Genomic DNA, 22,217 nt, shown 5'->3' on the forward strand with positions numbered 1-22,217 from the left:
CCGTCAGCCCGCGAACGCCTCGGCCTCTGCCGCATCGGGCAGTGAGCTGCGAGCTCCGAGTCCGCGGGTCGCGAGCGCTCCGACCGCGCACGCGAGACGCACGGCGTCGCCGATCTGCCGGCCGCTCGCGAGCCCGACGGCGAGCGCGCCGTTGAAGGCGTCGCCGGCCCCGGTCGTGTCGACGGGTTCGACCGCGAACGCCGGGACGCGCGTGACCGTGCCGCCCGCGCGCACCTCCGCGCCGTCGCCGCCGAGGGTCACGACGACGACCGGCACGACCGCGGCGAGCCGCTCCTCGCCGATGCTCGCGAGTTCGGTCTGGTTGGGCGTGATGACGTCGACGAGCGCGAGCAGTTCGTCGTCGAGCGGCTCGGCGGGTGCCGGGGCGGGGTTCAGGATGAATCGCCACCCGCGCTCACGTGCGACGCGCGCCCACGCGCGGATCGCGTCGAGGGGCACTTCGAGCGACGCGAGCACGGTCAGCGCCCCGGACTCGGCGCCGATGCGGTCGGCGACGGCCGAGGCATCCGCCCCGTCGAGGGCGCCGTTCGCGCCCGGGTTCACGATGACGACGTTCTCGCCCGCCTGGTCGATGAGGACGCCCGCGACGCCTGACGGACCGGGCACGGTCGCGACGTGGTCGAGCGAGACTCCGCGCGCTCGGAGGTCGGCCGCTGCGATGCGGCCGAACTCGTCGTCCCCGAGCGCCGCCACGAGTCGCACGTCGGCGCCGAGCGCCGCTGCGGCGGACGCCTGGTTCGCGCCCTTGCCGCCGGGCTGCAGCTCGAATGAGCGCGCGGCGACCGTCTCGCCCGGCACGGGCATGGCCGCGAGTCCGGTGAAGACGAGGTCCATGTTGACGGATCCGACCACGACGACGAGGGGCGTGGCATCCGTTGCGATCTTCCTTGACACACCCCCATCCTGGCAGGCAGAGTTGAGGCGATGCAAATGGATTTGTACCGGGAAAGGACCCAGCGTGCACGACCCGCTCAGCTCGTTCGACCTCGTCAGTGACGAGCTCGATCAGCGCACCGAGACCGGCTACGACGTCACCGCTCAGCGGGCGGCGTTCGCGGCGACCGACCCCGACGACGTGGCGGCGCTCGAGGGCATCCTCGAGTCGCTCGAACACGCCGAGCGCGCCCCCGGGTGGGCCTACGAGGAACCCGAGTCGCTCGGCGACATCCTCGACTCCCTGCCCGTCGCCGACTCGCCGGGGCGCCCGGGCGACGCGGAGGTCGAACGGCGCATCCACGGCGCGTGGCTCGGCCGCATCGCCGGCTGCAACCTCGGCAAGCCCGTCGAGTGGGGTCCCCACTGGACGACGACGCACCTGCGCGAATACCTCGAGCTCGCAGACGCGTGGCCGCTCCGCGACTACTTCCCTGTGCTCGACCCCATGCCCGCACGCTTCGAGCTGCGCGAGAACTGGCCCGAGACGACCCGCGGCAACGTCGACGGCTCGGCGCGCGACGACGACATCGACTACCCGATCCTCGGCCTGCACCTGCTCGAACAGCACGGCGCCGGCCTGACGCGCAACCATGTGGCCGAATCCTGGCTGACCCTGCTGCCCTACCTGCAGGTCTACACGGCCGAGCGCGCCGCCTACACGAACCTCATCAACAACGTGCCGATCGAGCGCGTCGCGACCGTGCGCAACCCCTACCGCGAGTGGATCGGCGCGCTCATCCGCGGCGACGTGTTCGGCTGGACGAACCCGGGAGACCCGCGCGCCGCCGCCGCCCTCGCCTACGAGGACGCGTCGCTCTCGCACGTCGCGAACGGCGTCTACGGCGAGATCTGGGCCGCGGCGATCACCTCGTGCGCCTTCGGCGCGGCGACCGTCGAAGAGGCCTTCGAGGCCTCGCTCGACCACGTGCCGCCGCGCTCGCGCCTCGCCGAGGCCCTGCGTGACGTGCAACGCATGCACCGCGACGGCCTCACGTGGGAGCAGGCGATCGAGGCGATCCAGCTGCGCTACGGCCGCTACAGCTGGGTGCACACGATCAACAATGCGGCGATCATCGCGGCCGGCCTCCTGTGGGGCGAGGGCGACTACGCCGCGACCGTCGGGCTCACCGTGCAGGGCGGCTGGGACACCGACTCGAACGGCGCGACGGCCGGCTCGGTCGCGGGCATCGTGCTCGGAGCCGACCGCCTCCCGGCGAACTTCATCGAGCCGCTCCACGACCGCACGCGCTCCGCGCTGTTCGGCTTCGACCACTCGCGCATCTCCGACCTCGCGCGCCGCACGGCCGTGCTCGCGCGGGCCGGGGCGGCGGTCGGCTGACCTCCCGAGACGAAGAAGGGGGCGGATGCTTCGGCATCCGCCCCCTTCGCGTCGGTCAGGTGGCACCACGTGCGACGCGCCCGCTCAGGCGCCCGCGAACCAGCCCTCGGCGGGGTTCTCGACGGGCACGACCGCACGCGGCACGTCGGGCTGGGCGACCCAGCGCACGCCGTTGGCGAGCACATCGCCGATCTCGGCCTGCCGGTAGACGGGGTACTCCTGGTCGCCCGGGCTGAAGTAGAAGATGCGCCCGCGCCCACGCGTCCACGTCGCCCCCGAACGGAACACCTCACCGCCCGCGAACGAGCTCACGAAGACGAGGTCGTCGGGCTTCGGGATGTCGAACTGCTCGCCGTACATCTCTTGGGCCGGGATCACGATCGGCGACGGGATGCCCCGCGCGATGGGGTGGGTCGGGTCGACCGTCCACACCAGCTCGCGCTCGCCCGCGTTGCGCCAGCGCAGGTTGCACGTCGTGCCCATGAGCGCACGGAACGGCTTCGAGTGGTGGCCCGAGTGCAGCACGACGAACCCCATGCCCGCGAGGACATGCCGCTGCACGCGTGCGACGACTTCGTCGCTCACCTCGTCGTGCGCGACGTGCCCCCACCAGAGGAGCACGTCGGTCTGCTCGAGCACCGACTCGACGAGCCCGTGCTCGGGGTCGGCGAGCGTCGCGGTCGCGATGCGCGCGCCCGGCAGTCGCGCCTCGAGGGCGTCGGCGATCGCGCCGTGGATGCCTTGGGGGTAGTCCCGCTCCATCGTCGGCGGCTCGTTGCGGCGCTCGTGCACGCCTTCGTTCCAGACGAGCACGCGCAACGCGCCGCCGTCGTTCGACACCGACGCCGGGGCATCCGTCATGAGCTCTTCCTTCCTCCGTGCGCGAAGAGCGCCGAGACCTTCGGCAGCACCTCCGCCGGCGGGCCGCTCAGTCCGCACTCCATCGTCACCCAGCCGTCGTAGCCGATGTCTGCGAGCGCCTCGATCGTCTCGGCCCAGTCGTAGTGGCCGGCGCCGGGCTCGAGGCGGTTGCTGTCGCCGAGCTGGACGTGCCTGATGTGCGCGCCCGCGGCCCGGATCGCGGCGCCGACGTCGGACTCCTCGATCGACATGTGGAAGGTGTCGGCGCAGACGCCCGCGCCGGCCGAGCCGGCCTCTTCGATGATCGAGACGGCGTCGGCGAGCCGGTTGACCATGAAGTCCTCGAAGCGGTTGAGCGGTTCGAGGAGGATCGAGACGCCTTCGGATGCCGCGTGGTCGCCCAGTTCGGCCACGGCCTCGACGAGGATCGCCCGCGACTCGTCGTCGGGCCGCGGCGGCGTGAAGGGCGGCAGGTGGCGGCTGAACTGGCCGAACGCGTTCGGGGTCACGACGCCCACACCGCCCGCGGCGGCGACGCCCGTGAGCATGAGCTTCAACTGCTCGCGCGCGTCGCGACGGAGGTCGTCGCTCCAGTCGGCGATGAAGTGGTCCATGACGACGGTCGCGCCGACGAGCACGACGCCCGCGCGGCGCGCCTCGGCGATCTCGTCGGCGCGGCGCGCGAACTCGCCGTCGCCCCGCCCGAGCAGCTCGACGCCGTCGAAGCCGACGGACCGCGCGAACTCGTACTTCTCGACGAGGGTATCGCCGTCGAGCAAGTGCTCCTGGGCCGCGAGGCGGAGGGTCATGCCGCGCCCCTGACCGCCTCGACGTCGTCGAACCCGAGCACGACCTGGAGGGCGTCGGCGGGTCGTTCGGCGAGCAGCTCGTAGGCGGCGGATGCCTCGGCCACGGGCAGACGGTGCGTGACGAGCTCTCCGACCCGCAGCCGCCCCGACGAGGCGAGGTCGATCGCGGCGCGGGCGAGCCGGTGCCCGTTCCAGCGGTGCTGGAGCGCGGGGGCGACGCCCGAGATCTGCGAGCCGACGATCTGCACGCGGTTGTGGTGGAACTCCTCGCCGAGCCGGAGTCCGGCGGCTTCGCCCTGGAAGAACCCGGCCGCGCACACGCGCGAGCTGTAGGCGACGGCCCGAACTGCCTCGTGGAGCGCCCGCGCGCTGCCCGAGATCTCGAGACAGGCGTCGGCGCCGAGCCCGCCCGTGAGCCTGCGGATCTCGGCCGAGACATCCACCGCTCCCGGATCGAGCACGACCTCGGCGCCGAGCTCGCCCGCGAGTTCGCGCCGGGCGGCGATGCCGTCGACGCCGATGACGCGCGCGCCGTTCAGCCTCGCGAACTGCGCGACGAGCTGGCCCGGCACGCCGAGCCCGAAGACCGCGACCGTCTCGCCGACGTGGATGTCGGCGTCGAGCACGACGTTGAGGGCGATCGCGCCGATCTGCGAGAACACGCCCACGATCGGATCGACATCGGCCGACAGGATGCGCGCGGCCGCATGCGATCCGTCGAGGACCACCTCGGAGCGGTGGCCCCAGGTGCCCCACACCCGGTCGCCCTCGCGCACGCCCTCGACTTCGCCGCCGACTTCGACGACCGTGCCGACCTCTTCGTAGCCCCACCCGACGACCGGGTAGTCGAATGTGCTCGACCCCTCGACGAAGAGGCGCGAGTCCTCTTGCCACTGCCGGTTGAGGTACGGGTTCGATCCGCGGTACGCGGTGAGCTCGGTGCCTGCGGAGATGCCCGAGAACTCGGTGCGCACGCGCACCTGGTCGGGGCGGAGCGCCTTCGACGGCTCGTCGACGACGTCGACGACTCCGGGCGCGGTGAACTGGACGACGACTCCCATGGTTTCCTTCCGCGGTCTTCCGCGACCGCTGTCGTGTGGACTATCCCTTGACGGCGCCCGCGAGGAACCCCTGCGTGACCTGTCGCTGCAGGACGAGGAACACGAGGAGGACCGGCAGGATCGTGATGAGCGTGCCCGCCGCCATCGGCCCGATGTCGATCGCGCGACCGGCGGTGAACATGTAGAGGCCCGTCGTGAGCGGGCGCAGCTCGCCGCCGGGCAGGTACAGCAGTGGAATGAGGAACTCGTTCCACGTGTAGAGGAACATGAAGACGGCGAGCGCGAGCATGCCGGGCCGCACGAGCGGCAGCATCACCCGCCAGAAGATGCCGAACTCGGAGCATCCGTCGACTCGCGCCGCCTGCTCGAGCTCGGACGGCAGGTTCAGGAAGAACGAGCGCATGAAGAACGTGCCGAACGCGAGCCCTCCGGTCGTCATGACGAGGATGACCCCCAGGAGGGTGTCGAGCAGGCCGATCGTCTTGAGCTCGAAGTAGAGCGGGATCATGTAGGTGAAGAACGGGACGAGGAGCCCCAGCATGATGAGCGAGAAGAGCACCCCGCGGCCCCAGAACTGCAGGCGGGCGAACGCGTAGCCCGCGGCGGTGGAGAGCAGGACGACGAGGATCGTCGTCGGCACCGACAGCAGCACCGAGTTCCACGCGTACTCGCCGAACCGACCGACCGTCCATGCCGTCGCGAGGTTCTCGAACGAGAAGCTCGAGAAGAGGCCGAACGGGTTGACCCGCACGTCGGCCGGCGTCTTCAACGCCGTCGAGACGATGAGCAGCACGGGGAACGCCGTGAAGAGCGCGAGCACCGTGAGCACGGTGTGCCGACCGAGGGACTCGGCGAGCGATCTGCCCGACTTGCGGCGGCCCGCGACGGGCTCTCTCGTCACCGTCACGTGCGCCTCCCCGCCGTCGGGATCCTGCTGGCGGCCCATCGGCCGTTCCACGAGCGTAGTCATCCCTAGGCCCCTTCGAGTGAGAGCCTGCGCTGCAGGCGGTTGAGGGCGATCGCGAACGGGATCGACAGCGCCGTGATGAGGAGCGCGATCGTCGTCGCGTATCCGATGCGGTTGAGCGTGAACGCGTTCTGGTAGGCGTAGATGCCGAGCACGTTCGTCGAGTTCGCCGGACCGCCCGCCGTCATGACGTAGATGATGTCGAAGACGCCGAACCCGCTGATGAGGGTGAGGGTCACGACCATGAGGAACACGGGCATGATCTGCGGGAGCACGACGTACCAGCTGCGCTGCATCGCGTTGGCGCCGTCGATGCGCGCGGCGTCGACGAGTTCGGGATCGACGTTGCCGAGCGCCGACAGAAAGACCACGACACAGAACCCCGTGACGGCCCAGATGGCGGTGACGAGCACGGCGTAGAGGGCGATGCCCGGTTCGCCGAGCCATCCGTGCCGGAGCGCGCCGAGGCCGACCGCCTCGAGCGTCTGGTTGAGCCAGCCGCTGCGCGGCGAGTAGATCCAGCCCCACACGACCGCGATCGCGACGCCGGGGAGCACATACGGGAAGAAGAACACGAGTCGGTAGACGACGCTGCCGCGCTTGACGCCCGAGAGCAGCACCGCGATGCCGAACCCGATCGCGACCGGCCCGATCGTGCCGAAGAAGATCCAGACGAGGTTGTTGCCGAGCGCGTGCCAGACCTCGGGGTCGTTGAACATCTCGACGAAGTTGCCGAAGCCGACGAACGTCGGGTTCTCGCTGATGCCGTCGTAGTCGACGAACGAGTAGAAGAACGCGGTGACGAGCGGGATGAGGAAGAAGACGACCGTGAGCGCGAGCGTCGGGAGGACGAGCAGGAGGCCGAGCCGGGCCTGGGCCCGGCGGGTGACCGCCGGGCCCAGAGAGATCGCGGATGTCACTTGCCCGCCTCTGCGTCGATCGCCGCCTGCAGATCCTTCACGAAGTCGGCCGACGACTGGGTGCCCGTGAGCACCGCCTGGATGCCCGGGTAGAGCACGTCGTTGAACGACGCCGGCATGCGGACGTCGATGTTGAGGCCGAACTCGCCGTCGCCGGAGGCGACGCCCGCGGCGTCGGCGAGGATGCCCTGGAAGAGCGGCGAGATGTCGGCGCCCGAGGCGTCGACGGGGTACGCCGGGATCGTCTGCAGGTTTTCGATCTGCCAGAGTCCGCGCTCCTCGGACTGCAGGTAGTCGAGGAACTTCACCGCGAGCTCGGGCTTCTTCGTGTTGGCCGAGACGAACGTGCCCGAGCCGAGGCCCGCGCTGAAGATCGCCTGCCGCTCGGTCGCGGGGTACGGGAAGAACCCGACCTCGAAGTCGGCGTTGGCCGACAGGTCTTGGACCATCCACGTGCCCGTCGGGAGCATCGCGGCCTCGCCCGCGTAGAACATCGAGAGGGCGTCGTCGTAGCTGAGCGCCGTCGGGAACTCGGGGTAGAACGGCAGGAACTCCTGGAACGTCCGCTCAACCGTGGCGACGGTCTCGGGCGTGTCGATGGGCTGGGTGCCGTCGACGATCGCCGCGACCGCGTCGCCGCCGAGCTCGCTCGAGAGCGACATGCTGAACGAGTGGCTGCCGTTCCACTGGTCGAGCGCGCCGAAGGCGAACGGCACGATGTCGTCGTCGAGGAGCGACTTCGAGGCATCCTCGAGCTCGTCGATCGACGTCGGCACCTCGAGGCCGTGCTCGGCGAAAAGGTCCTTGTTGTAGAAGACCCCGAGCTCCTCGATCTCGTTGGGGACGCCGACGATCTTGCCGTCGAACGTGACCTGGTCGATCGCGAACTGGTAGGTCTGCCAGTCGTTGTCGGCGAAGGCGTCGGTCAGGTCGTAGAGCAGACCCGCGTCGGCGAGCGCACCCGCGAAGCCGGGGCCGGGATCGTAGATGAAGACGTCGGGGCCGCTGTCGGAGCGCAGCTGCGGCACGAGCACCGACTGGAGGGTGTCGAAGGGCACGACGTCCATGTCGACCTTCACCCCGGGGTTCAGCTCTTCGAAGTGCGCGATGTCGGCCTTCACGAGGTCGAGCGTCTCGGGGTTCTCGGGCTGAACGAACAGGTACTTGAGCGTCTGCGCGTCGTCCTGCGTCGCCGGGGCGGAGCAGCCGGCCAGCAGCAGGAGCGTCGCAGCGGCTCCGGCGATCGCAACAGGGGTTCGCGACATCGTTGACTCCTTCGTCGGGTGAGGTCGAATTCCGTCGGTTCGGGTTCGGATCTACAAAACGATTTGTATGAACGTATCGAGGCATCCCGCGGAGGTCAAGGGCCGACCCCGAATCGAGACCTAAGCCGAGTCCCGCACGACGATCCGGTACGGCACGACGACCTCTCGACCCGGCCCGGAGTAGACGCCGGTCATGCGCGAGAGCAGGAGCTCGCCGCACGTCCGGCCGATCTCGTCGGCGCTGTTCCGCACCGTCGTCAGGCGCGGGGTCACGATGTCGGCGGCGTCGATGTCGTCGCACCCCATGATCGCGATATCGCCCGGGATCGCAAGTCCTCGCTCGTGCGCGATGTCGATCGCGCCGAGCGCGATGAGGTCGTTCGCACAGAAGACCGCCCGCGGCGGGCGACCCGCCGCGAGGAGGCGGCGCATGCCGTCGCGGCCGCCCTCGCGCGTGAAGTCGACCGACACGACGTGACCTTCGGGTACGGCGACTCCCGCGGCCGCATACGCGTCGAGGAACCCCTGGAGACGCGCCTCGGCGACGGGCGAGCTCGCGTTGCCGTCGATGAAGCCCACATTCCCGGGTGCCGAGCGCAGCAGATACCCGACTGCCTCCTCGGCGGCCGCACGGTCGTCGAACCGCGCGATGTCGATGGGAGCCCGGGTCTGCCCGTAGCCGAGGTTCACGACCGCGATGCCGCTCTCGGCGAGCGGCTCGAGGTCGGTGACGGGCACGTGGAACCCCATGAAGACCACCCCGTCGACTCGACGCGACATCGCCTCGTCGAGGAACGCCCGCTCGTCGCGGTCTTGTGCGTCGGTGTTGCAGAGGAGCGTCTGGTAGCCGCCGGTCCGCAGCACGTCCTGCACGCCGCGCGCGAGCGCCGGGTAGAACGGGTTCGTGATGTCGGGCAGCACGATCATCGCCGTGAACGTGCGCTGGACGCGCAGGCTCTTCGCGATCGCGTTCGGCCGATAGCCGAGGTCGCGCGCGATCTTGCGCACCCGCTCGCTCGTCGAGTCGCTCACGGGCCGATGCCCGCTGAAGACGTGCGACACGGTCGTGACGCTCACGCCTGCCTCGGCGGCGACGTCCTCGATCGTGATGCGGGTCATCCCAGCATTATGTCAGCGGGGTCTCCGGATGCCGGAAGGCCCGGGGCGAGGCCACCCGAGCCGTCCGAGACATCCGTCATCGCGACATCCGATTCAATCGACCGCGTACCGCTCGTCGAGCCACGCGATCAGATCGGCGCGCACCTCGGCCTGGTTCGTCTCGTTGAAGATCTCGTGCCGCGCGCCCTCGTAGACGATGCACTCGACGTCGACGAGCCCCGAGCGCTCGATGTACGCCTCGGCGAGGTGCTTCGCCGACTCCTCGCCGCCGAGGGAGTCTTCGGAGCCGACCATGATGAGCAGCGGCAGCTCCTTCGGAAGGTCGCGCGCAGGCTTGCCGAAGAGCCGGAGCGCGTCGATCACGCCGAAGAGCTTCACGAGCGGCACATGGGTCGTGTGCGGATCGTCCATGAACGCGAGCGCGACGTCGCGGTCGCGGCTCAGCCACTCGACCGGCGTGCCGCCGGGGATCGCGTGCTTCTTGTTGAGATCGCCGCCGTTCATCCACCGCAGCGTGCGGTACGCGGTGCCCGTGAGCACGACGCCGTCGTAACGGTCGGCGTGCCGGTTGACGATGATCTGCCCGACGAGCGACCCCCACGAGTGCCCGAGGTAGACGAGCGGCACGTCGGGACCTTCGACCTCGCGGATGATGGCCGTGAACTGCTCGAGCGCGTCGATCGTCGCCCGCAGCCCGCCCGGCCCGAGCCGCCCCATCCGCGTGAGGTCACCTCCGTGCTGCTCGAAGCCCGTCTCGCCGTGGCCGCGGTGGTCGTCGGCCCACACCGAGTACCCGGCCGCATTGAGCGCCTCGATGAGCAGCCCGTACCGGCCGATGTGCTCCCCCACGCCGTGTGCGAGCTGGATCACCGCGTGCGGCTCGTCGACGCGGTGCGCCTCGTAGTGGATGTGCACGCCGTGCGCGTCGGTGAAGGTCGCCATGCGCACATCATGGCAGGCCGGATGACCCGGGGCGCCGTCACGCCTCGCGCGTGACCTCCACGGTGACGAACAGTTCGGATGCGCCGGGGCCCGCGTAGACCCCGCGGAGCGGGGCGACGTCGCCGTAGTCGCGTCCGCGTCCGACGAGCACGTGGTGCTCGCCGATCTCGGACATGTTGGTCGGGTCATAGCTGCGCCACTCGCCGTCGAACCACTCGACCCACGCGTGCGACTCGCCCGTGACGGTGACGCCGAGGCCGGCCTTCGGGTCGGGGTGGAGGTAGCCCGACACGTAGCGGGCGGGCACGCCGATCGAGCGCAGCGCGCCGACCGCGAGATGGGTGATGTCCTGACAGACGCCCTTGCGCTCGGCCCACGCCTCGCGTGCGGTCGAGTTCACGCCCGTCACGCCCGGCATGTACTCGACGGCTTCGCCGACCGCGCGCACGACCTCGAGCGCGGTCTCGGAAACGCCCTCGCCTTCGGCGTGGATGGATGCCGCGAGCTCGGCGAGATCGGTCGGCGGCTCGGTCGCCGCGGTCTGCGTGGAGAACTCGACGAGCGGCATGGTCGAGGCGCGGTGGTTCGCGAGCCACGTCCAGTCGAGGTCGGAGCGGCCGCGGTGCGGCGCCGGCCGCACCTCGACGAGGCTCGTCGCCGTGACCGAGAGCTCGCGGTGCGGAGTCAGCACCTCGAACGTCGAGACGCGCGTGCCCCAGTAGTCGAGGTAGGAGTGCTGGCTCGCGCCAGGGCGGATGTCGAGGCCCGTGTGCAGCACGAACTGCTCTCCGCCCGAGTGCGGCAGCATGCGCGCCTCGTTGTACGAGGCGTTCGCGGGCTCGGCGTACGAAAAGCCCGTGCGGTGCACGATGCGGAGGCGGCTCACGAGATCTCTCCGATCCAGACGGGCACGGCTTCGGCCGGGAAGTAGCGTTTCTTGATCGCCTCGCTCGCCTCGGAGACGACCTCCTGCACGTGCTCCATGTTCCCCGAGAGATCGAGCAGGATGTCGGCGACCGGACGATACTCGAGCTCGGATCGGATCTGCCCGAGGAGCCGCTGCCCCTGGTCGGTGACGCCCACGCGCCCCGCGCGCGGGTCGATCTCGCGCAGGCACTCCTCGGCGCGGATGACGCTCGCGATGATCGAGCGCGGGAAGAGCCGGTCGACGAGGAGGAACTCGGCCGCCGACTCGGTCGACGGCACGCCGCGGTAGCTGCGGAGGTACGCCTCGTACCCGCCACAGCTGCGGAGGAGGGTCGTCCAGCTCGGTCCGCTCGCCTCGGTGAGGGTGCGGGTGGCGAGGAGTCGCGCGGTCATGTCGGCCCGCTCGATCGACCGGCCGAGCGAGAAGAACTGCCACGCCTCGTCGCGGCTCGTCGCCGAGTCGACGACGCCCATCGCGAGGGCCGCGCGGTCGCGCACCCAGCGGAAGAATTCATGCGTCTTGTCCGAGGCCACGCGCCGAGGCATCCGGGCGTTCGTCTCGTTGAGGGCCTCCCACAGCTCGGCCGACACGATCTCGCGAGCGCGCCGCGCGTTCTCGCGGGCTGCCGTGACCGAGTGCGCGATCGACGCGGGATGCTGGCGATCGACGGCGAGGAGCGCGATGACCTCGTCGCGGCCGAGCGGCACGTCGTCGTTGGGCATGCTGCCCATGACCGAGAGGAGGGCGCGGCACGCGCTGTCCTCGTCGATCCACGGGTCTTCGAGGAGGAGCTGCAGGTGCACGTCGAGGATGCGCGCGGTGCCGTCGCTCCGCTCGATGTAGCGTCCGATCCAGAACAGCGACTCGGCGATGCGGCTCAGCATGAGACATCCCTCCCCTGCTGTTGCTGTTGCTGTTGCTGCTGTTGGCGGACGGGCGCGTCTTCGTCCTGCGGCGAGCCCGAGAAGGCGTGTCGGGAGCCGGATGATTCGGGACCCCGGTCCTCGGGATGCGCCGCCGCCTTCGGCATCGCCCGCCCTGTCGCCTGGTCGCGCACGAGCGTGCCCACGTCGGCGGCCTTCACGGGGATGATGACGGGTGCCGTCGACCCCGGGACATCCAGCACCCATGTGTCCTTCGACCCGCCGCCCTGGCTGGAGTTCACGACCAACTGACCCTCGGGGAGCGCGACGCGCGTGAGCCCGCCCGGAAGCACCCACACGTCGGAGCCGTCGTTGACGGCGAACGGCCGAAGGTCGGCGTGCCGCGGCCGGAGGCCGTCCTCGACGAGGGTCGGGATCGTCGAGAGCTGCACGACGGGCTGTGCGATCCACCCTCTGGGGTCGGCGACGAGCCGCGCCCGCAGATCGGAGAGCTCGCGCTTCGAGGCATCCGGACCCACGACGAGTCCTTTGCCGCCCGACCCGTCGACGGGCTTCACCACCAGTTCGTCGAGGCGGTCGAGCACCTCGGCGAGCGCGTCGGGCTCCTCGAGCCGCCACGTGTCGACGTTCGGCAGGATCGCCTCCTCGCCGAGGTAGTAGCGGATGAGGTCGGGCACGTACGTGTAGACGAGCTTGTCGTCGGCGACGCCGTTGCCTACCGCATTGGCGATCGTGACGTGCCCGAGACGCGCCGCGAGCATGAGGCCGGGGGCGCCGAGCACCGAGTCGGGGCGGAACTGCAGGGGATCGAGGAACTCGTCGTCGACGCGGCGGTAGATGACGTCGACGCGGGTGGGGCCGGCCGTCGTGCGCATCCACACCCGGCCGCCCGAGCAGAACAGGTCGCGGCCCTCGACGAGCTCGACGCCCATGAGCCGGGCCAGGAGCGTGTGCTCGTAGTAGGCCGAGTTGTAGACGCCCGGCGTCAGCACGACGACGTTGGGGTCTTCGACGCCCTCGGGCGCGCTCGCGCGCAGCGCCTGCAGGAGCTTCGCGGGATAGTCGCCGACCGGCCGCACGCGCATCGACGTGAAGAGCTCGGGCAGGGTCTGCGCCATCACCCGACGGTTCGAGATGACGTAGCTCACGCCGCTCGGCACGCGCACGTTGTCTTCGAGCACGCGCCACGCGCCGTGCTCGTCGCGGATGAGGTCGATGCCCGCGACCTGGATGCGCACGCCGTTCGCTGCCACGATTCCGGCCGCCTGGCGGTGGAAGTGCGTCGACGATGCGATGAGTGCAGCAGGGATGACCCCGTCGCGCACGGCGTGCTGAGGGCCGTAGACGTCGGCGAGGAACCGCTCGAGCGCCCGCACGCGCTGCGCGACGCCCGCCTCGACGAGCGCCCAGTCGCTCGCGGCGATGACGCGCGGCACGGCGTCGAGCGGGAACGGACGCTCCTCCCCCGCGAAGTCGAAGGTCACTCCCTGGGCGAGGTACGAGCTCGCGAGGGCGTCGGTTCGGCCGCGCAGTTCTTCCTGCGACATGCGCGCGAGCGCGGGGTAGAGCTCTCGGTACGGCCCCCGCACCGTCGTGGTGTCGGCGGGGAACATCTCATCCCACGGCGACGGTCCGCCGCGGCGACGCGTGGGCTTCGTCGCCGTGTACCCGTCGAAGAGTGTTGCCATGCTCGAAAGCGTCCCAGCAGTCCGTTTCGGAGCTGTTTCGGTCTCGGGTCGAACTCGTGGCCGGAAGATCCTCGGTCATTTACTTAGCATGGCTAATTTGTTACGCTAACGATCGTGCCCGCGACATCCGCCCCTCCTCTCGACGCCGCGGCTCCCGCGCGTCGCAAGCCGCTCGCCGAGCAGAGCACCGAACTCCGCCTCGCGGTCATGCGCCTCTCGCGCCGCCTCCGCCAAGAACGCGCCGACGCCGAACTGAGCGCGTCGCAGTTCTCCGCCCTCGGCTGGGTCTCGGGCGAAGGCCCCCTCACGATCGGCCGTCTCGCCGAACTCGAACGCGTCACGCCGCCGTCGATGAATCGCACCGTCAACTGCCTCGCAGACAAAGGGCTCATCGTGCGCGAAGGCGCCCCCGACGACGGCCGCAAAGTGATCGTGCGCGTCACCGACGAAGGAGAAGCGATCATGCGCGAGACCCGCCGCCGCCGCGACGCGTGGTTCGCCAAACGATTCGAGAAGCTCACCCCCGACGAACGCGCCCTCCTCCTCAAGGCCGGCGACCTCCTCAGGAGGCTCGCCGACCAGTGAGTTCGATGTTCCGCTCCCTCAGCCGCTACAACTACCGCCTCTGGTTCGCAGGCGCGTTGGTGTCCAACATCGGCGGCTGGATGCAATCGACCACCCAAGACTGGGTCGTGCTCACCGAACTCACCCACAACAACGCCACCGCGGTCGGCGTCACCATGGCCCTCCAGTTCGGCCCTCAGCTCGCCCTCGTCCCCCTGACCGGGGCGGTCATCGACCGGTTCGACCGGCGCAAAGTGCTCCTCGTCACCCAGACCGTGCTCATGCTGCTCGCCGTCGGGCTCGGCCTCCTGCTCCTCGGCGGGCACGCCGAGCTCTGGCACGTCTACGGCTTCGCCCTCGCGCTCGGCATCGCCAACGCGTTCGACGCACCGGCACGCCAGACGTTCGTGAGCGACGTCGTGCAAGGAGCCGACGCCGCCAACGCGATCGCCCTCAACGCGGCCTCGTTCAACGCCGCACGCATGATCGGCCCCGCGACGGCCGGCCTGCTCATCGTGCTCGTCGGTTCGGGCTGGGTGTTCCTCATCAACGCGGCGACGTTCCTCGCGATGCTCGCCGCCATCCTCCTGCTTCGCAAAGACGAGCTCGCGGCGCGCCCGCGCACGCGCCGCCCCGGAAACGCGCTCGCGCAGGGCTTCCGCTACGTGCGGTCGCGCGGCGATCTCACGGTCGTGTTCCTGATCGTGTTCCTCATGGGCGCGTTCGGCATGAACTTCCCGATCTTCAACTCGACCATGGCGGTCATGTTCGGCGAAGGCGCCGGCGAGTACGGCGTCGTCTCCTCGATCCTCGCGATCGGCTCGCTCACGGGCGCCCTGCTCGCCGCGCGCCGCGAACGCGCACGTCTGCGGATCGTGCTCGGCGGCGCGGCCCTCTTCGGCGCGGCCGCCCTCATCGCCTCGGTCATGCCCACGTACGGCACGTTCGCGGCGTCGACGATCCTCATCGGGTTCAGCTCGGTGACCCTCCTCACGACCGCCAACGGGTTCGTGCAGACCACGACGCCCGACGACGTCCGCGGGCGCGTGATGGCGATCTACACGGCCGTGCTCATGGGCTCGACCCTCGTCGGCGCGCCGGTCGTCGGATGGGTCGCCGATGCGATGAACGCCCGCGCCGGGCTCGGCGTCGCCTCGGTCGCCGGGTTCCTGTCATGCGCGATCGGACTCGGATGGCTCGTCTCGAAGCGAGGCCTCCGCCTCGTGCGCGCACCCGAGTCGCGGTGGCGGTTCGAGGTCGCGTGGGTCGAGACGGCGGATGCCTCGGGGGTCGGCGTCACTCCCGCGAGCAGGCGTGCGCCCGCCGCGCCCGAGGACTTCTCCGACGAGATCGCCCTCACCTCGCCGATCCCGCTGCCGAAGCTTCCGACCGCAACTGGGCCCATCGGGCAACCGCGGGGCGCCTGACGCGGGCGATCCGCTTGCCGAGCGGTCAGCGCGGCGCGAGGCGCCGCCGCCGCGCCTCAGATGACGCCGAGCGCGAGCATCGCGTCGGCGACGCGCGTGAAGCCGGCGATGTTGGCGCCGACGACGTAGTCGCCGGGGGCGCCGTACTCCTCGGCGGTCGCAGCCGAGACGTCGTGGATGTCGCGCATGATCGCCGCGAGGCGCTCTTCCGTGTACTCGAAGCTCCACGAGTCGCGCGAGGCGTTCTGCTGCATCTCGAGGGCGCTCGTCGCGACGCCGCCGGCGTTCGCGGCCTTGCCCGGGCCGAAGAGCACGTTCGCGTCCTTGAAGACGCGGATGCCCTCGGGGGTGGTGGGCATGTTGGCGCCCTCGGCGACGGCGACGATACCGGCCTTCACGAGCGCGAGGGCGTCGGCCTCGCCGAGCTCGTTCTGCGTCGCACAGGGCAGCGCGACGTCGACGCCGCCTCGCTCCGCGGCGAGGGCGAACGCGCTCGCGCCGGCACGGAACTCGGCGTTGCCGCCGCGCTCGGCGACGTACGCCTCGATGCGCTCGCGGCGCACCTCCTTGAGGTCCTTGAGGAGGTCGAGGTCGATGCCCTCGGGGTCGAAGATCGCACCGGTGGAGTCGGACGCCGACACGACGGTCGCGCCGAGCTGCTGCGCCTTCTCGATCGCGTAGATCGCGACGTTGCCCGAGCCCGACACCGCGACGCGCGCGCCGTCGAACGAACGGCCGCGGGTCTCGAGGAGGTGCGACGCGAAGAAGACGGCGCCGTACCCGGTGGCCTCGGTGCGGACGAGCGAGCCTCCCCACGTGATGCCCTTGCCCGTCAGCACGCCCGACTCGTAGCGGTTGGTGAGGCGCTTGTACTGGCCGAAGAGGTAGCCGATCTCGCGGCGGCCGACGCCGATGTCACCAGCGGGAACATCGGTGTGCTCGCCGATGTGACGGTGGGCCTCGGTCATGAAGGACTGGCAGAAGCGCATGATCTCGGCGTCGCTCTTGCCCTTGGGGTCGAAGTCGCTGCCGCCCTTGCCGCCGCCGATGGGCAGGCCCGTGAGGGCGTTCTTGAAGATCTGCTCGAAGCCGAGGAACTTGACCGTGCCGAGCGTGACGGTCGGGTGGAACCGCAGGCCGCCCTTGTACGGGCCGAGGGCCGAGTTGAACTGCACGCGGAAGCCGCGGTCGATCTGCACGCGGCCGTTGTCGTCGGTCCACGGCACACGGAAGATGAGCTGCCGCTCGGGCTCGCAGATGCGCTCGAGGATGGACGCCTCGCCGTACTCGGGGTGCTTCGTGAACACGCGGCCGAGCGAGTCGAAGACCTCGTGAACGGCCTGGTGGAACTCGGGCTCGCCAGCGTTGCGGGCGAGGACCTGGGTGTAGAGCTGTTCGATCGCGGAGTGGTTCATGGCACGCGTGGCTTTCGTAGGGAGATCGGGAAGCGGTCGGATACGACCTGGAACCGTCGACGCGCCGTTGCGTTCGGCAACTTCGACCCTAACCCGTGTTACGCGGATGTTTCGCATCGGTGAACGCGCGGTGACCGGGAGAGGGACCTAGAGTCCGGATCGAGCGGATGCGCCAGCCGCGCTCAGTGCCCGTGCGCGAGCTGCTGGAGCACGACGACGGCAAGGCCCAGCGCGACGAGGCCGCCGAGTCCGGCGAGCTGCTTCCACCAGGCCAGCCGCGTGCGTCGCACCGCGAGGTATCCGATGACGCCGAGCGTCACGAGATAGACGATGGATGCCGCGCGCAGCGCGCCTTCGAGCTCGAACACCCCGAACGCGGCCAGCGCGAGGAGGATCAGCGGTACACCCGCCGACGCGATCGCCGTGCCCGCGACGCGGCCCATCTCGGCGACGATCTCGCGCGTCGGGAACGCGGAGTGCACGGCCAGGTAGGTCACGATGTCGGCGACGAAGCCCGCCGCCGTGATCGCGACGATGCCCACGAAGAGGGTCGCGAGCGCCCGCCCCGCTGTGAGGTGCTCGACGTTCGACTGCTGCACGAGCACGATCGCGAGGCCGGTGAAGGTCGCGTAGACGCGCTCTTTGAGGGAGTCGGCGAGTTCGTCGGCCGACTTCTGCGTGCGCTCGCGGCGGGCCATGTCTCGATCATCGCGCACCGCCCGGTCATCGCGCACCGCCCCGCGCACGCGCGGCGCTCGCCGAACGGTCGCAGATTGCGGGTTCTGGATGGCAAACACCGGCAATCTGCGACCGTTCGGCAAGCGGGTGGGCAGGATGGAGGGATGACGACGCTCCTCGTATCGGTGCCGGGTGCAACGCTTCGCGACGCGATCCTCGCGGAAGGGCCGCTGCCCGACGGGGTCGAGCTCGTGGTGTGGGGACTCGACGGGCCGCCGCCGGCCGAGCGCCTCGACATCGTCGTGCCGCCGTACATGGATGCCTCGTCGAAGCTCGGCGCGCTCGCCGGCGTCGAGACGCGGCTCGTCCAGTCGCAGTCGATCGGCTTCGACGGCGTCGCCGACGTACTCCCCGCGGGGCACGTCTACGCGAACGCGGCGAGCGTGCACGAGACCTCGACGGCCGAGCTCGCCGTCGGGCTCGCGATCGCCGCGCAGCGCGGCATCCCCGACTTCGTGCGCGCCGCCGAGCGCGGAGAGTGGGCGCCGGCCCGGCACGCGTCGATCGCCGACCGGCGGGTGCTCCTCCTCGGCTACGGCGGCGTCGGCAAGGCGATCGAGGACCGCCTGCTTCCGTTCGAGGTCGTGCTCACGCGAGTCGCGAGCCGCGCCCGCGACGACGAGCGCGGCCGCATCCACGGCATCGACGAACTGCCCGGCCTGCTTCCGACCGCCGAGATCGTCGTCGTCGTGGTGCCGCTCACCGAGTCGACGACGGGCCTCGTCGACGCGGAGTTCCTCGCCGCGCTCCCCGACAACGCACTCGTCGTGAACGTCGCGCGCGGCAAGGTCGCCGACACCGACGCGATCCTCGCCGAGGCCGCGAGCGGGCGCCTGCGCTTCGCCCTCGACGTCGTCGATCCCGAACCGCTGCCGGCGGGGCATCCGCTCTTCGCCCTGCCGAACGTGCTCATCTCGCCCCACGTCGGCGGCGCGACGAGCGCGATGATGCCGCGCATGGCGCGGCTCGTGCGCCGTCAGATCGAACGGATGCTCCGGGGTGACGAGCCGCTCAACGTCGTGCTGCGCTCGTAGCGCTCACGCGAGCTGCGCCGACACTCGCCACGCGCCGCGCCGCACGGCCTGCTCGAGTTCGCGCGCCCGAGCCGAGAAGTCCTTCGCCTGCACCGACACCGACACGGCGCCGACCGTGCGGCCTGCGGCCGACCGCACAGGCGCCGCGATGCACGCGAGCTTCGGCAGGTACTCCTCGATCTCGACGGCGAGCTGCTGCGCACGCACCTCGTCGAGCTGCGCGACGAGCGCCGAGGCATCCGTGATGCTCGCGGCGGTGAGCCGGCGTGCGCCGCGCCGCTCGAGGAACCGCGCGACCGCCTGATCGTCGCGCGACGCGAGCATGAGCTTGCCGAACGCGGTCGTGTGCGACGCCTCGGAGAAGCCGACGTGCAACTGTCCGATCCGCGGGTGCTCGCGCGAATCGGCGATGTGCGCGACCGCGATGTCGTCGCCACGGAAGACGGTGAGGTACGCGGGTGCGCCGGCGGCGTCGCGGAGCGACGCGAGCTCGCGCCGCACGGGTTCGGTCGCGACGAGTTGCACCTGCAGCGCACGCCCCAGCTCGTCGACCGAGCGGCCGAGGATGTACCGGTGCTCGCCGTGCCGCGCGAGGTAGTCCTGCCCGTGCAGCGTCTGGAGCAGCCGGTAGGTGGTCGACTGTCCGAGCCCGAGCGCGTCGGAGACATCCGCTGCAGTGAGCCCCTCGGGGCCGCGCCCACGAGTTCGAGGATGCGCAGCGCGCGCTCGGCCGACTGGATGCCCGCGCCCGTCCGGCGCCCCGCTGCGCTCATGGGCACGATGCTACGACCGCTCGGGCGCGATCTCCACGGTGTTTCGCAGATAGTGCGAACGGCCGGTGACGCGCGGTCGGCGCCGGGCGACGATGCATTCGGCGGATGTCTCGAGCGAGGCGCCCGCCGCCCCGGACGACCAGCAGACACGCACAGAGAGGTGCCCACCCCATGTCAAAGATCCTCATCCTCACGGGCGATGCCGCCGAGACGCTCGAGGTGTTCTACCCGTACCACCGTCTGCAGGAGGCGGGCTACGAGGTGCACCTCGGCGCGCCCGTGAAGCGCAAGCTGCAGTTCGTCGTGCACGACTTCGTCGACGGCTTCGACACGTACACCGAGAAGCCGGGCCACACGTGGGACGCCGACGTCGCCCTCGCCGACGTCGATCCCGCCGACTACGTCGCGATCGTCATCCCGGGCGGTCGCGCGCCCGAGTACCTGCGCAACAACGCCGACGCCAAGCGCATCGTCCGGCACTTCTTCGAGCACGACCTGCCGGTCGCCGCGACGTGCCACGGGCCGCTCCTGCTCGCCGCGGCGGGCGTGCTCGACGGCCGCACGTCGAGCGCCTACCCCGAGCTCGCGATCGACGTCGAGACGGCGGGCGGGGTCTTCGAGCACGGCGGCGGGGTCGTCGACGGGCAGCTCGTCACCGCTCGCGCGTGGCCCGACAACGGCACGTGGATGAAGGCCTTCCTCGAGGTGCTCGACGCGGCGGGCGCGAAGCCCGCGACGGCGGCAGCCTGAGCAGTCGGCCTGAGCGAGGGAAGCGCAGAACGACGGATGCCTCGGGCCCGCGTGGGCTCGAGGCATCCGTGTTCCGCCGGTCTCAGGAGCCTCAGTACCGCCCGCGCCGGTCGGAGGCCGGGCCGTAGATGACGACGCCCGCGATGGGGATGAGCAGGAAGAAGAGCCACGACCACGCCCAGCCGCCCCACGCGAAGCCCGCGATGAAGAACAGGCCGAGCGCGAGGAACGGCACGAACGCCATGATGGTCGCGCCCCACGCCCCGCCGAGCGCACGGCTGCTGCCCCACGAGCCGCCGCCCTGCGGGCTGCCGACCTCGTAGGCCGGGCCGGGCGCGCCGGCGTAGGCGCCGCCGGCCGCACCGTTGCCGCCGCGCGGCAGGTCGCCGAAGAGCGGCGCGAGGTCGCCCCACGTGACCGCGGCGCGGGCCGAGGCGGCGCGCTGGTCGAACTCGGCGGGTGTGAGCCGGCCCTCGTCGCGTGAGCGCGCGAGCGCGTCGACGGCGCCGTCGCGGTCGCTGTTCGCGATGCGTTCGGCAGGACGGAGGGGATTCGCGTAGTCGACCATCCCTCAAGCTTTCCGCAGGCGGACGCGAGATGCGAGGGGTTGTCCACAACCCGGGCGTAGGCTCGCCCCATGGCTGCTTCGGCGGAACCCCGGGTCGCGCTGTACTTCGACTTCGACAACATCGTCATCTCGCGTTACGACCAGCTCCACGGCGACGGCGCCTATCGCAAGGACACGTCGCGTTCGAAGGCTCCCGCCGCGGGCACGCAGACGGCGGCGAAGCTCGGGCAGGCGACGGTCGACGTCGACGCCGTGCTCGACTTCGCCGCGACGTTCGGTACGATCGCGCTCGCGCGCGCCTACGCCGACTGGTCGACGCCCGTCAACGCGAGCTACCGCGGGCAGCTCATCGACCGCGCCGTCGATCTCGTCCAGCTCTTCCCGCTCGTGAAGGGCCTGAAGAACGGCGCCGACATCCGCCTCGCGGTCGACGCGGTCGAAGACCTCTTCCGCCTCGACGGCCTCACCCACATCGTCATCGTCGCGGGCGACAGCGACTACGTTCCGCTCGCGCAGAAGGCGAAACGCCTCGGCGCGTACGTCGTCGGCATCGGCGTCGCGGGCGGCACGAGCCGCGCGCTCTCGGCCGCGTGCGACGAGTTCGCCGACTACGACGCGCTGCTCGCGACGGTCGCGACGGTCGACGAGGTCGCCGGCGAGCAGGTTGCGGATGCCTCGGCGCCCGCGCCTGCGGCCGCGAAGCAGCCTGCACGCGGGCGGCAGCAGAAGCCGAAGGCGGATGCCCCACGGGCGAAGGCGGAGCCGGCCGAGAAGGCGGCGGCCGAGACATCCGGAACGCCCTCTTCGAACGCCGCGCCCGGCATCGCCCTGTCGTTCCAGGCGCCGGGCCAGACCCCCGACCCGGCTCCTGCGGTGTCGCGCAATCCCGGCCGCTTGCTGCTCAAGGCGCTCGAGCTCCTGCGCGCGAAGAACGATCAGGATTGGCAGCCGACGGGTGCGGTGAAGAACCAGATGCTCCGGATGGATCCGTCGTTCCAGGAGCGGAAGCTCGGCTTCGGGTCGTTCACCGAGTTCGTGAAGTCGCGCGCGGGCGCGATCGAACTCGACGAGGCGGGCAACCGCGTGCGGCTGCACCCGAAGAAGGGCTGACGGCTCAGTCGGCGGAGACGGCGCCGACCGCGGCGGAAGAAGCGCCGGCAGCACGTGCCCGACCGAAAGTCGTCGACATGTCACCCCCCGGTTCCGGT

General features: G+C 70.7%; 22 protein-coding genes. 6 read left to right on the forward strand and 16 right to left on the reverse strand.

Going from position 1 to position 22,217, the window contains the following annotated elements; genetic code table 11:
• Nucleotides 1–3 precede the first annotated feature (3 nt).
• Nucleotides 4–915, reverse strand: coding sequence for a ribokinase (locus tag ET445_RS02570; protein WP_243695300.1), 912 nt, complete (start codon nt 913–915; stop codon nt 4–6).
• A gap of 64 nt (nt 916–979) precedes the next feature.
• Between ET445_RS02570 and ET445_RS02575 the strand changes: the two genes are divergently transcribed.
• On the forward strand, nt 980–2,296 hold the full coding sequence (locus ET445_RS02575; RefSeq protein ID WP_208008507.1) for an ADP-ribosylglycohydrolase family protein: 1,317 nt from the start codon (nt 980–982) through the stop codon (nt 2,294–2,296).
• 84 nt (nt 2,297–2,380) lie between these two features.
• Here the strand turns inward: ET445_RS02575 and ET445_RS02580 are convergent, their stop codons facing one another.
• The 11 genes from ET445_RS02580 to ET445_RS02630 form a co-directional block, all read right to left on the reverse strand.
• Nucleotides 2,381–3,157 (reverse strand): ThuA domain-containing protein, encoded by a 777-nt coding sequence (locus ET445_RS02580; RefSeq protein ID WP_129188556.1) that lies wholly within the window; start codon nt 3,155–3,157, stop codon nt 2,381–2,383.
• Nucleotides 3,154–3,966 carry a sugar phosphate isomerase/epimerase family protein gene (locus ET445_RS02585; protein ID WP_129188558.1) on the reverse strand — a complete coding sequence of 271 codons (813 nt, stop codon included), beginning with the start codon at nt 3,964–3,966 and terminating at the stop codon, nt 3,154–3,156. Before ET445_RS02585 ends, ET445_RS02580 begins: the two co-directional genes overlap by 4 nt.
• Entirely contained in the window at nt 3,963–5,027 is a 1,065-nt protein-coding gene (locus ET445_RS02590) for a zinc-dependent alcohol dehydrogenase (RefSeq protein ID WP_129188560.1), read from the reverse strand. The genes ET445_RS02585 and ET445_RS02590 overlap by 4 nt, the downstream gene beginning before the upstream one ends.
• A gap of 40 nt (nt 5,028–5,067) precedes the next feature.
• Nucleotides 5,068–5,997, reverse strand: coding sequence for a carbohydrate ABC transporter permease (locus tag ET445_RS02595; protein WP_129188562.1), 930 nt, complete (start codon nt 5,995–5,997; stop codon nt 5,068–5,070).
• A gap of 2 nt (nt 5,998–5,999) precedes the next feature.
• Nucleotides 6,000–6,914, reverse strand: a complete 915-nt coding sequence (locus tag ET445_RS02600) for a carbohydrate ABC transporter permease (protein ID WP_129188564.1) — start codon at nt 6,912–6,914, stop codon at nt 6,000–6,002.
• Nucleotides 6,911–8,179 carry an ABC transporter substrate-binding protein gene (locus ET445_RS02605; RefSeq protein WP_129188566.1) on the reverse strand — a complete coding sequence of 423 codons (1,269 nt, stop codon included), beginning with the start codon at nt 8,177–8,179 and terminating at the stop codon, nt 6,911–6,913. The genes ET445_RS02600 and ET445_RS02605 overlap by 4 nt, the downstream gene beginning before the upstream one ends.
• Before the next feature lie 120 nt (nt 8,180–8,299).
• Entirely contained in the window at nt 8,300–9,298 is a 999-nt protein-coding gene (locus ET445_RS02610; protein WP_129188568.1) for a LacI family DNA-binding transcriptional regulator, read from the reverse strand.
• A 93-nt stretch (nt 9,299–9,391) separates the two neighbouring features.
• The gene (locus tag ET445_RS02615; RefSeq protein WP_129188570.1) at nt 9,392–10,240 is read right to left on the reverse strand and encodes an alpha/beta hydrolase; all 849 of its coding nucleotides are present in this window, start codon (nt 10,238–10,240) and stop codon (nt 9,392–9,394) included.
• A 37-nt stretch (nt 10,241–10,277) separates the two neighbouring features.
• On the reverse strand, nt 10,278–11,126 hold the full coding sequence (locus tag ET445_RS02620; protein WP_129188572.1) for a transglutaminase family protein: 849 nt from the start codon (nt 11,124–11,126) through the stop codon (nt 10,278–10,280).
• A complete protein-coding gene (locus ET445_RS02625; RefSeq protein WP_129188574.1) occupies nt 11,123–12,052 on the reverse strand; it encodes an alpha-E domain-containing protein in 930 nt (309 codons plus the stop codon). Before ET445_RS02625 ends, ET445_RS02620 begins: the two co-directional genes overlap by 4 nt.
• Complete coding sequence (locus ET445_RS02630) at nt 12,046–13,740, reverse strand: circularly permuted type 2 ATP-grasp protein (RefSeq protein ID WP_129188576.1); 1,695 nt, start codon at nt 13,738–13,740, stop codon at nt 12,046–12,048. Before ET445_RS02630 ends, ET445_RS02625 begins: the two co-directional genes overlap by 7 nt.
• A 114-nt stretch (nt 13,741–13,854) precedes the next feature.
• Between ET445_RS02630 and ET445_RS02635 the strand changes: the two genes are divergently transcribed.
• Together ET445_RS02635 and ET445_RS02640 are read left to right on the forward strand one after the other, a co-directional pair.
• Entirely contained in the window at nt 13,855–14,325 is a 471-nt protein-coding gene (locus ET445_RS02635; protein ID WP_243695301.1) for a MarR family winged helix-turn-helix transcriptional regulator, read from the forward strand.
• A gap of 5 nt (nt 14,326–14,330) precedes the next feature.
• Nucleotides 14,331–15,731: an MFS transporter gene (locus ET445_RS02640; RefSeq protein ID WP_129188578.1), complete on the forward strand. Its 1,401-nt coding sequence runs from the start codon at nt 14,331–14,333 to the stop codon at nt 15,729–15,731.
• A gap of 56 nt (nt 15,732–15,787) precedes the next feature.
• On the opposite strand, the gene gdhA is transcribed toward ET445_RS02640, so the two are convergent.
• Complete coding sequence (gene gdhA, locus ET445_RS02645) at nt 15,788–17,146, reverse strand: NADP-specific glutamate dehydrogenase (RefSeq protein WP_129188580.1); 1,359 nt, start codon at nt 17,144–17,146, stop codon at nt 15,788–15,790.
• A 182-nt stretch (nt 17,147–17,328) separates the two neighbouring features.
• Nucleotides 17,329–17,844, reverse strand: coding sequence for a hypothetical protein (locus tag ET445_RS02650; protein ID WP_129188582.1), 516 nt, complete (start codon nt 17,842–17,844; stop codon nt 17,329–17,331).
• Between the two features lie 144 nt (nt 17,845–17,988).
• On the opposite strand from ET445_RS02650, the gene ET445_RS02655 reads away from it, so the two are divergent.
• Nucleotides 17,989–18,918 carry a 2-hydroxyacid dehydrogenase gene (locus ET445_RS02655; RefSeq protein ID WP_129188584.1) on the forward strand — a complete coding sequence of 310 codons (930 nt, stop codon included), beginning with the start codon at nt 17,989–17,991 and terminating at the stop codon, nt 18,916–18,918.
• A gap of 3 nt (nt 18,919–18,921) precedes the next feature.
• On the opposite strand, the gene ET445_RS02660 is transcribed toward ET445_RS02655, so the two are convergent.
• A complete protein-coding gene (locus tag ET445_RS02660) occupies nt 18,922–19,443 on the reverse strand; it encodes an IclR family transcriptional regulator (protein ID WP_165314274.1) in 522 nt (173 codons plus the stop codon).
• A gap of 419 nt (nt 19,444–19,862) precedes the next feature.
• Between ET445_RS02660 and ET445_RS02665 the strand changes: the two genes are divergently transcribed.
• Nucleotides 19,863–20,441, forward strand: a complete 579-nt coding sequence (locus tag ET445_RS02665; RefSeq protein ID WP_129188588.1) for a DJ-1/PfpI family protein — start codon at nt 19,863–19,865, stop codon at nt 20,439–20,441.
• 91 nt (nt 20,442–20,532) lie between these two features.
• Here the strand turns inward: ET445_RS02665 and ET445_RS02670 are convergent, their stop codons facing one another.
• Nucleotides 20,533–21,009 (reverse strand): DUF1707 SHOCT-like domain-containing protein, encoded by a 477-nt coding sequence (locus ET445_RS02670; RefSeq protein ID WP_129188590.1) that lies wholly within the window; start codon nt 21,007–21,009, stop codon nt 20,533–20,535.
• A gap of 69 nt (nt 21,010–21,078) precedes the next feature.
• Here ET445_RS02670 and ET445_RS02675 point away from each other — a divergent pair, with 69 nt between their 5' ends.
• Entirely contained in the window at nt 21,079–22,119 is a 1,041-nt protein-coding gene (locus ET445_RS02675) for an NYN domain-containing protein (RefSeq protein WP_129188592.1), read from the forward strand.
• Nucleotides 22,120–22,217 lie beyond the last annotated feature (98 nt).

It is taken from the genome of Agromyces protaetiae, from assembly GCF_004135405.1.
Taxonomy (GTDB): domain Bacteria; phylum Actinomycetota; class Actinomycetes; order Actinomycetales; family Microbacteriaceae; genus Agromyces; species Agromyces protaetiae.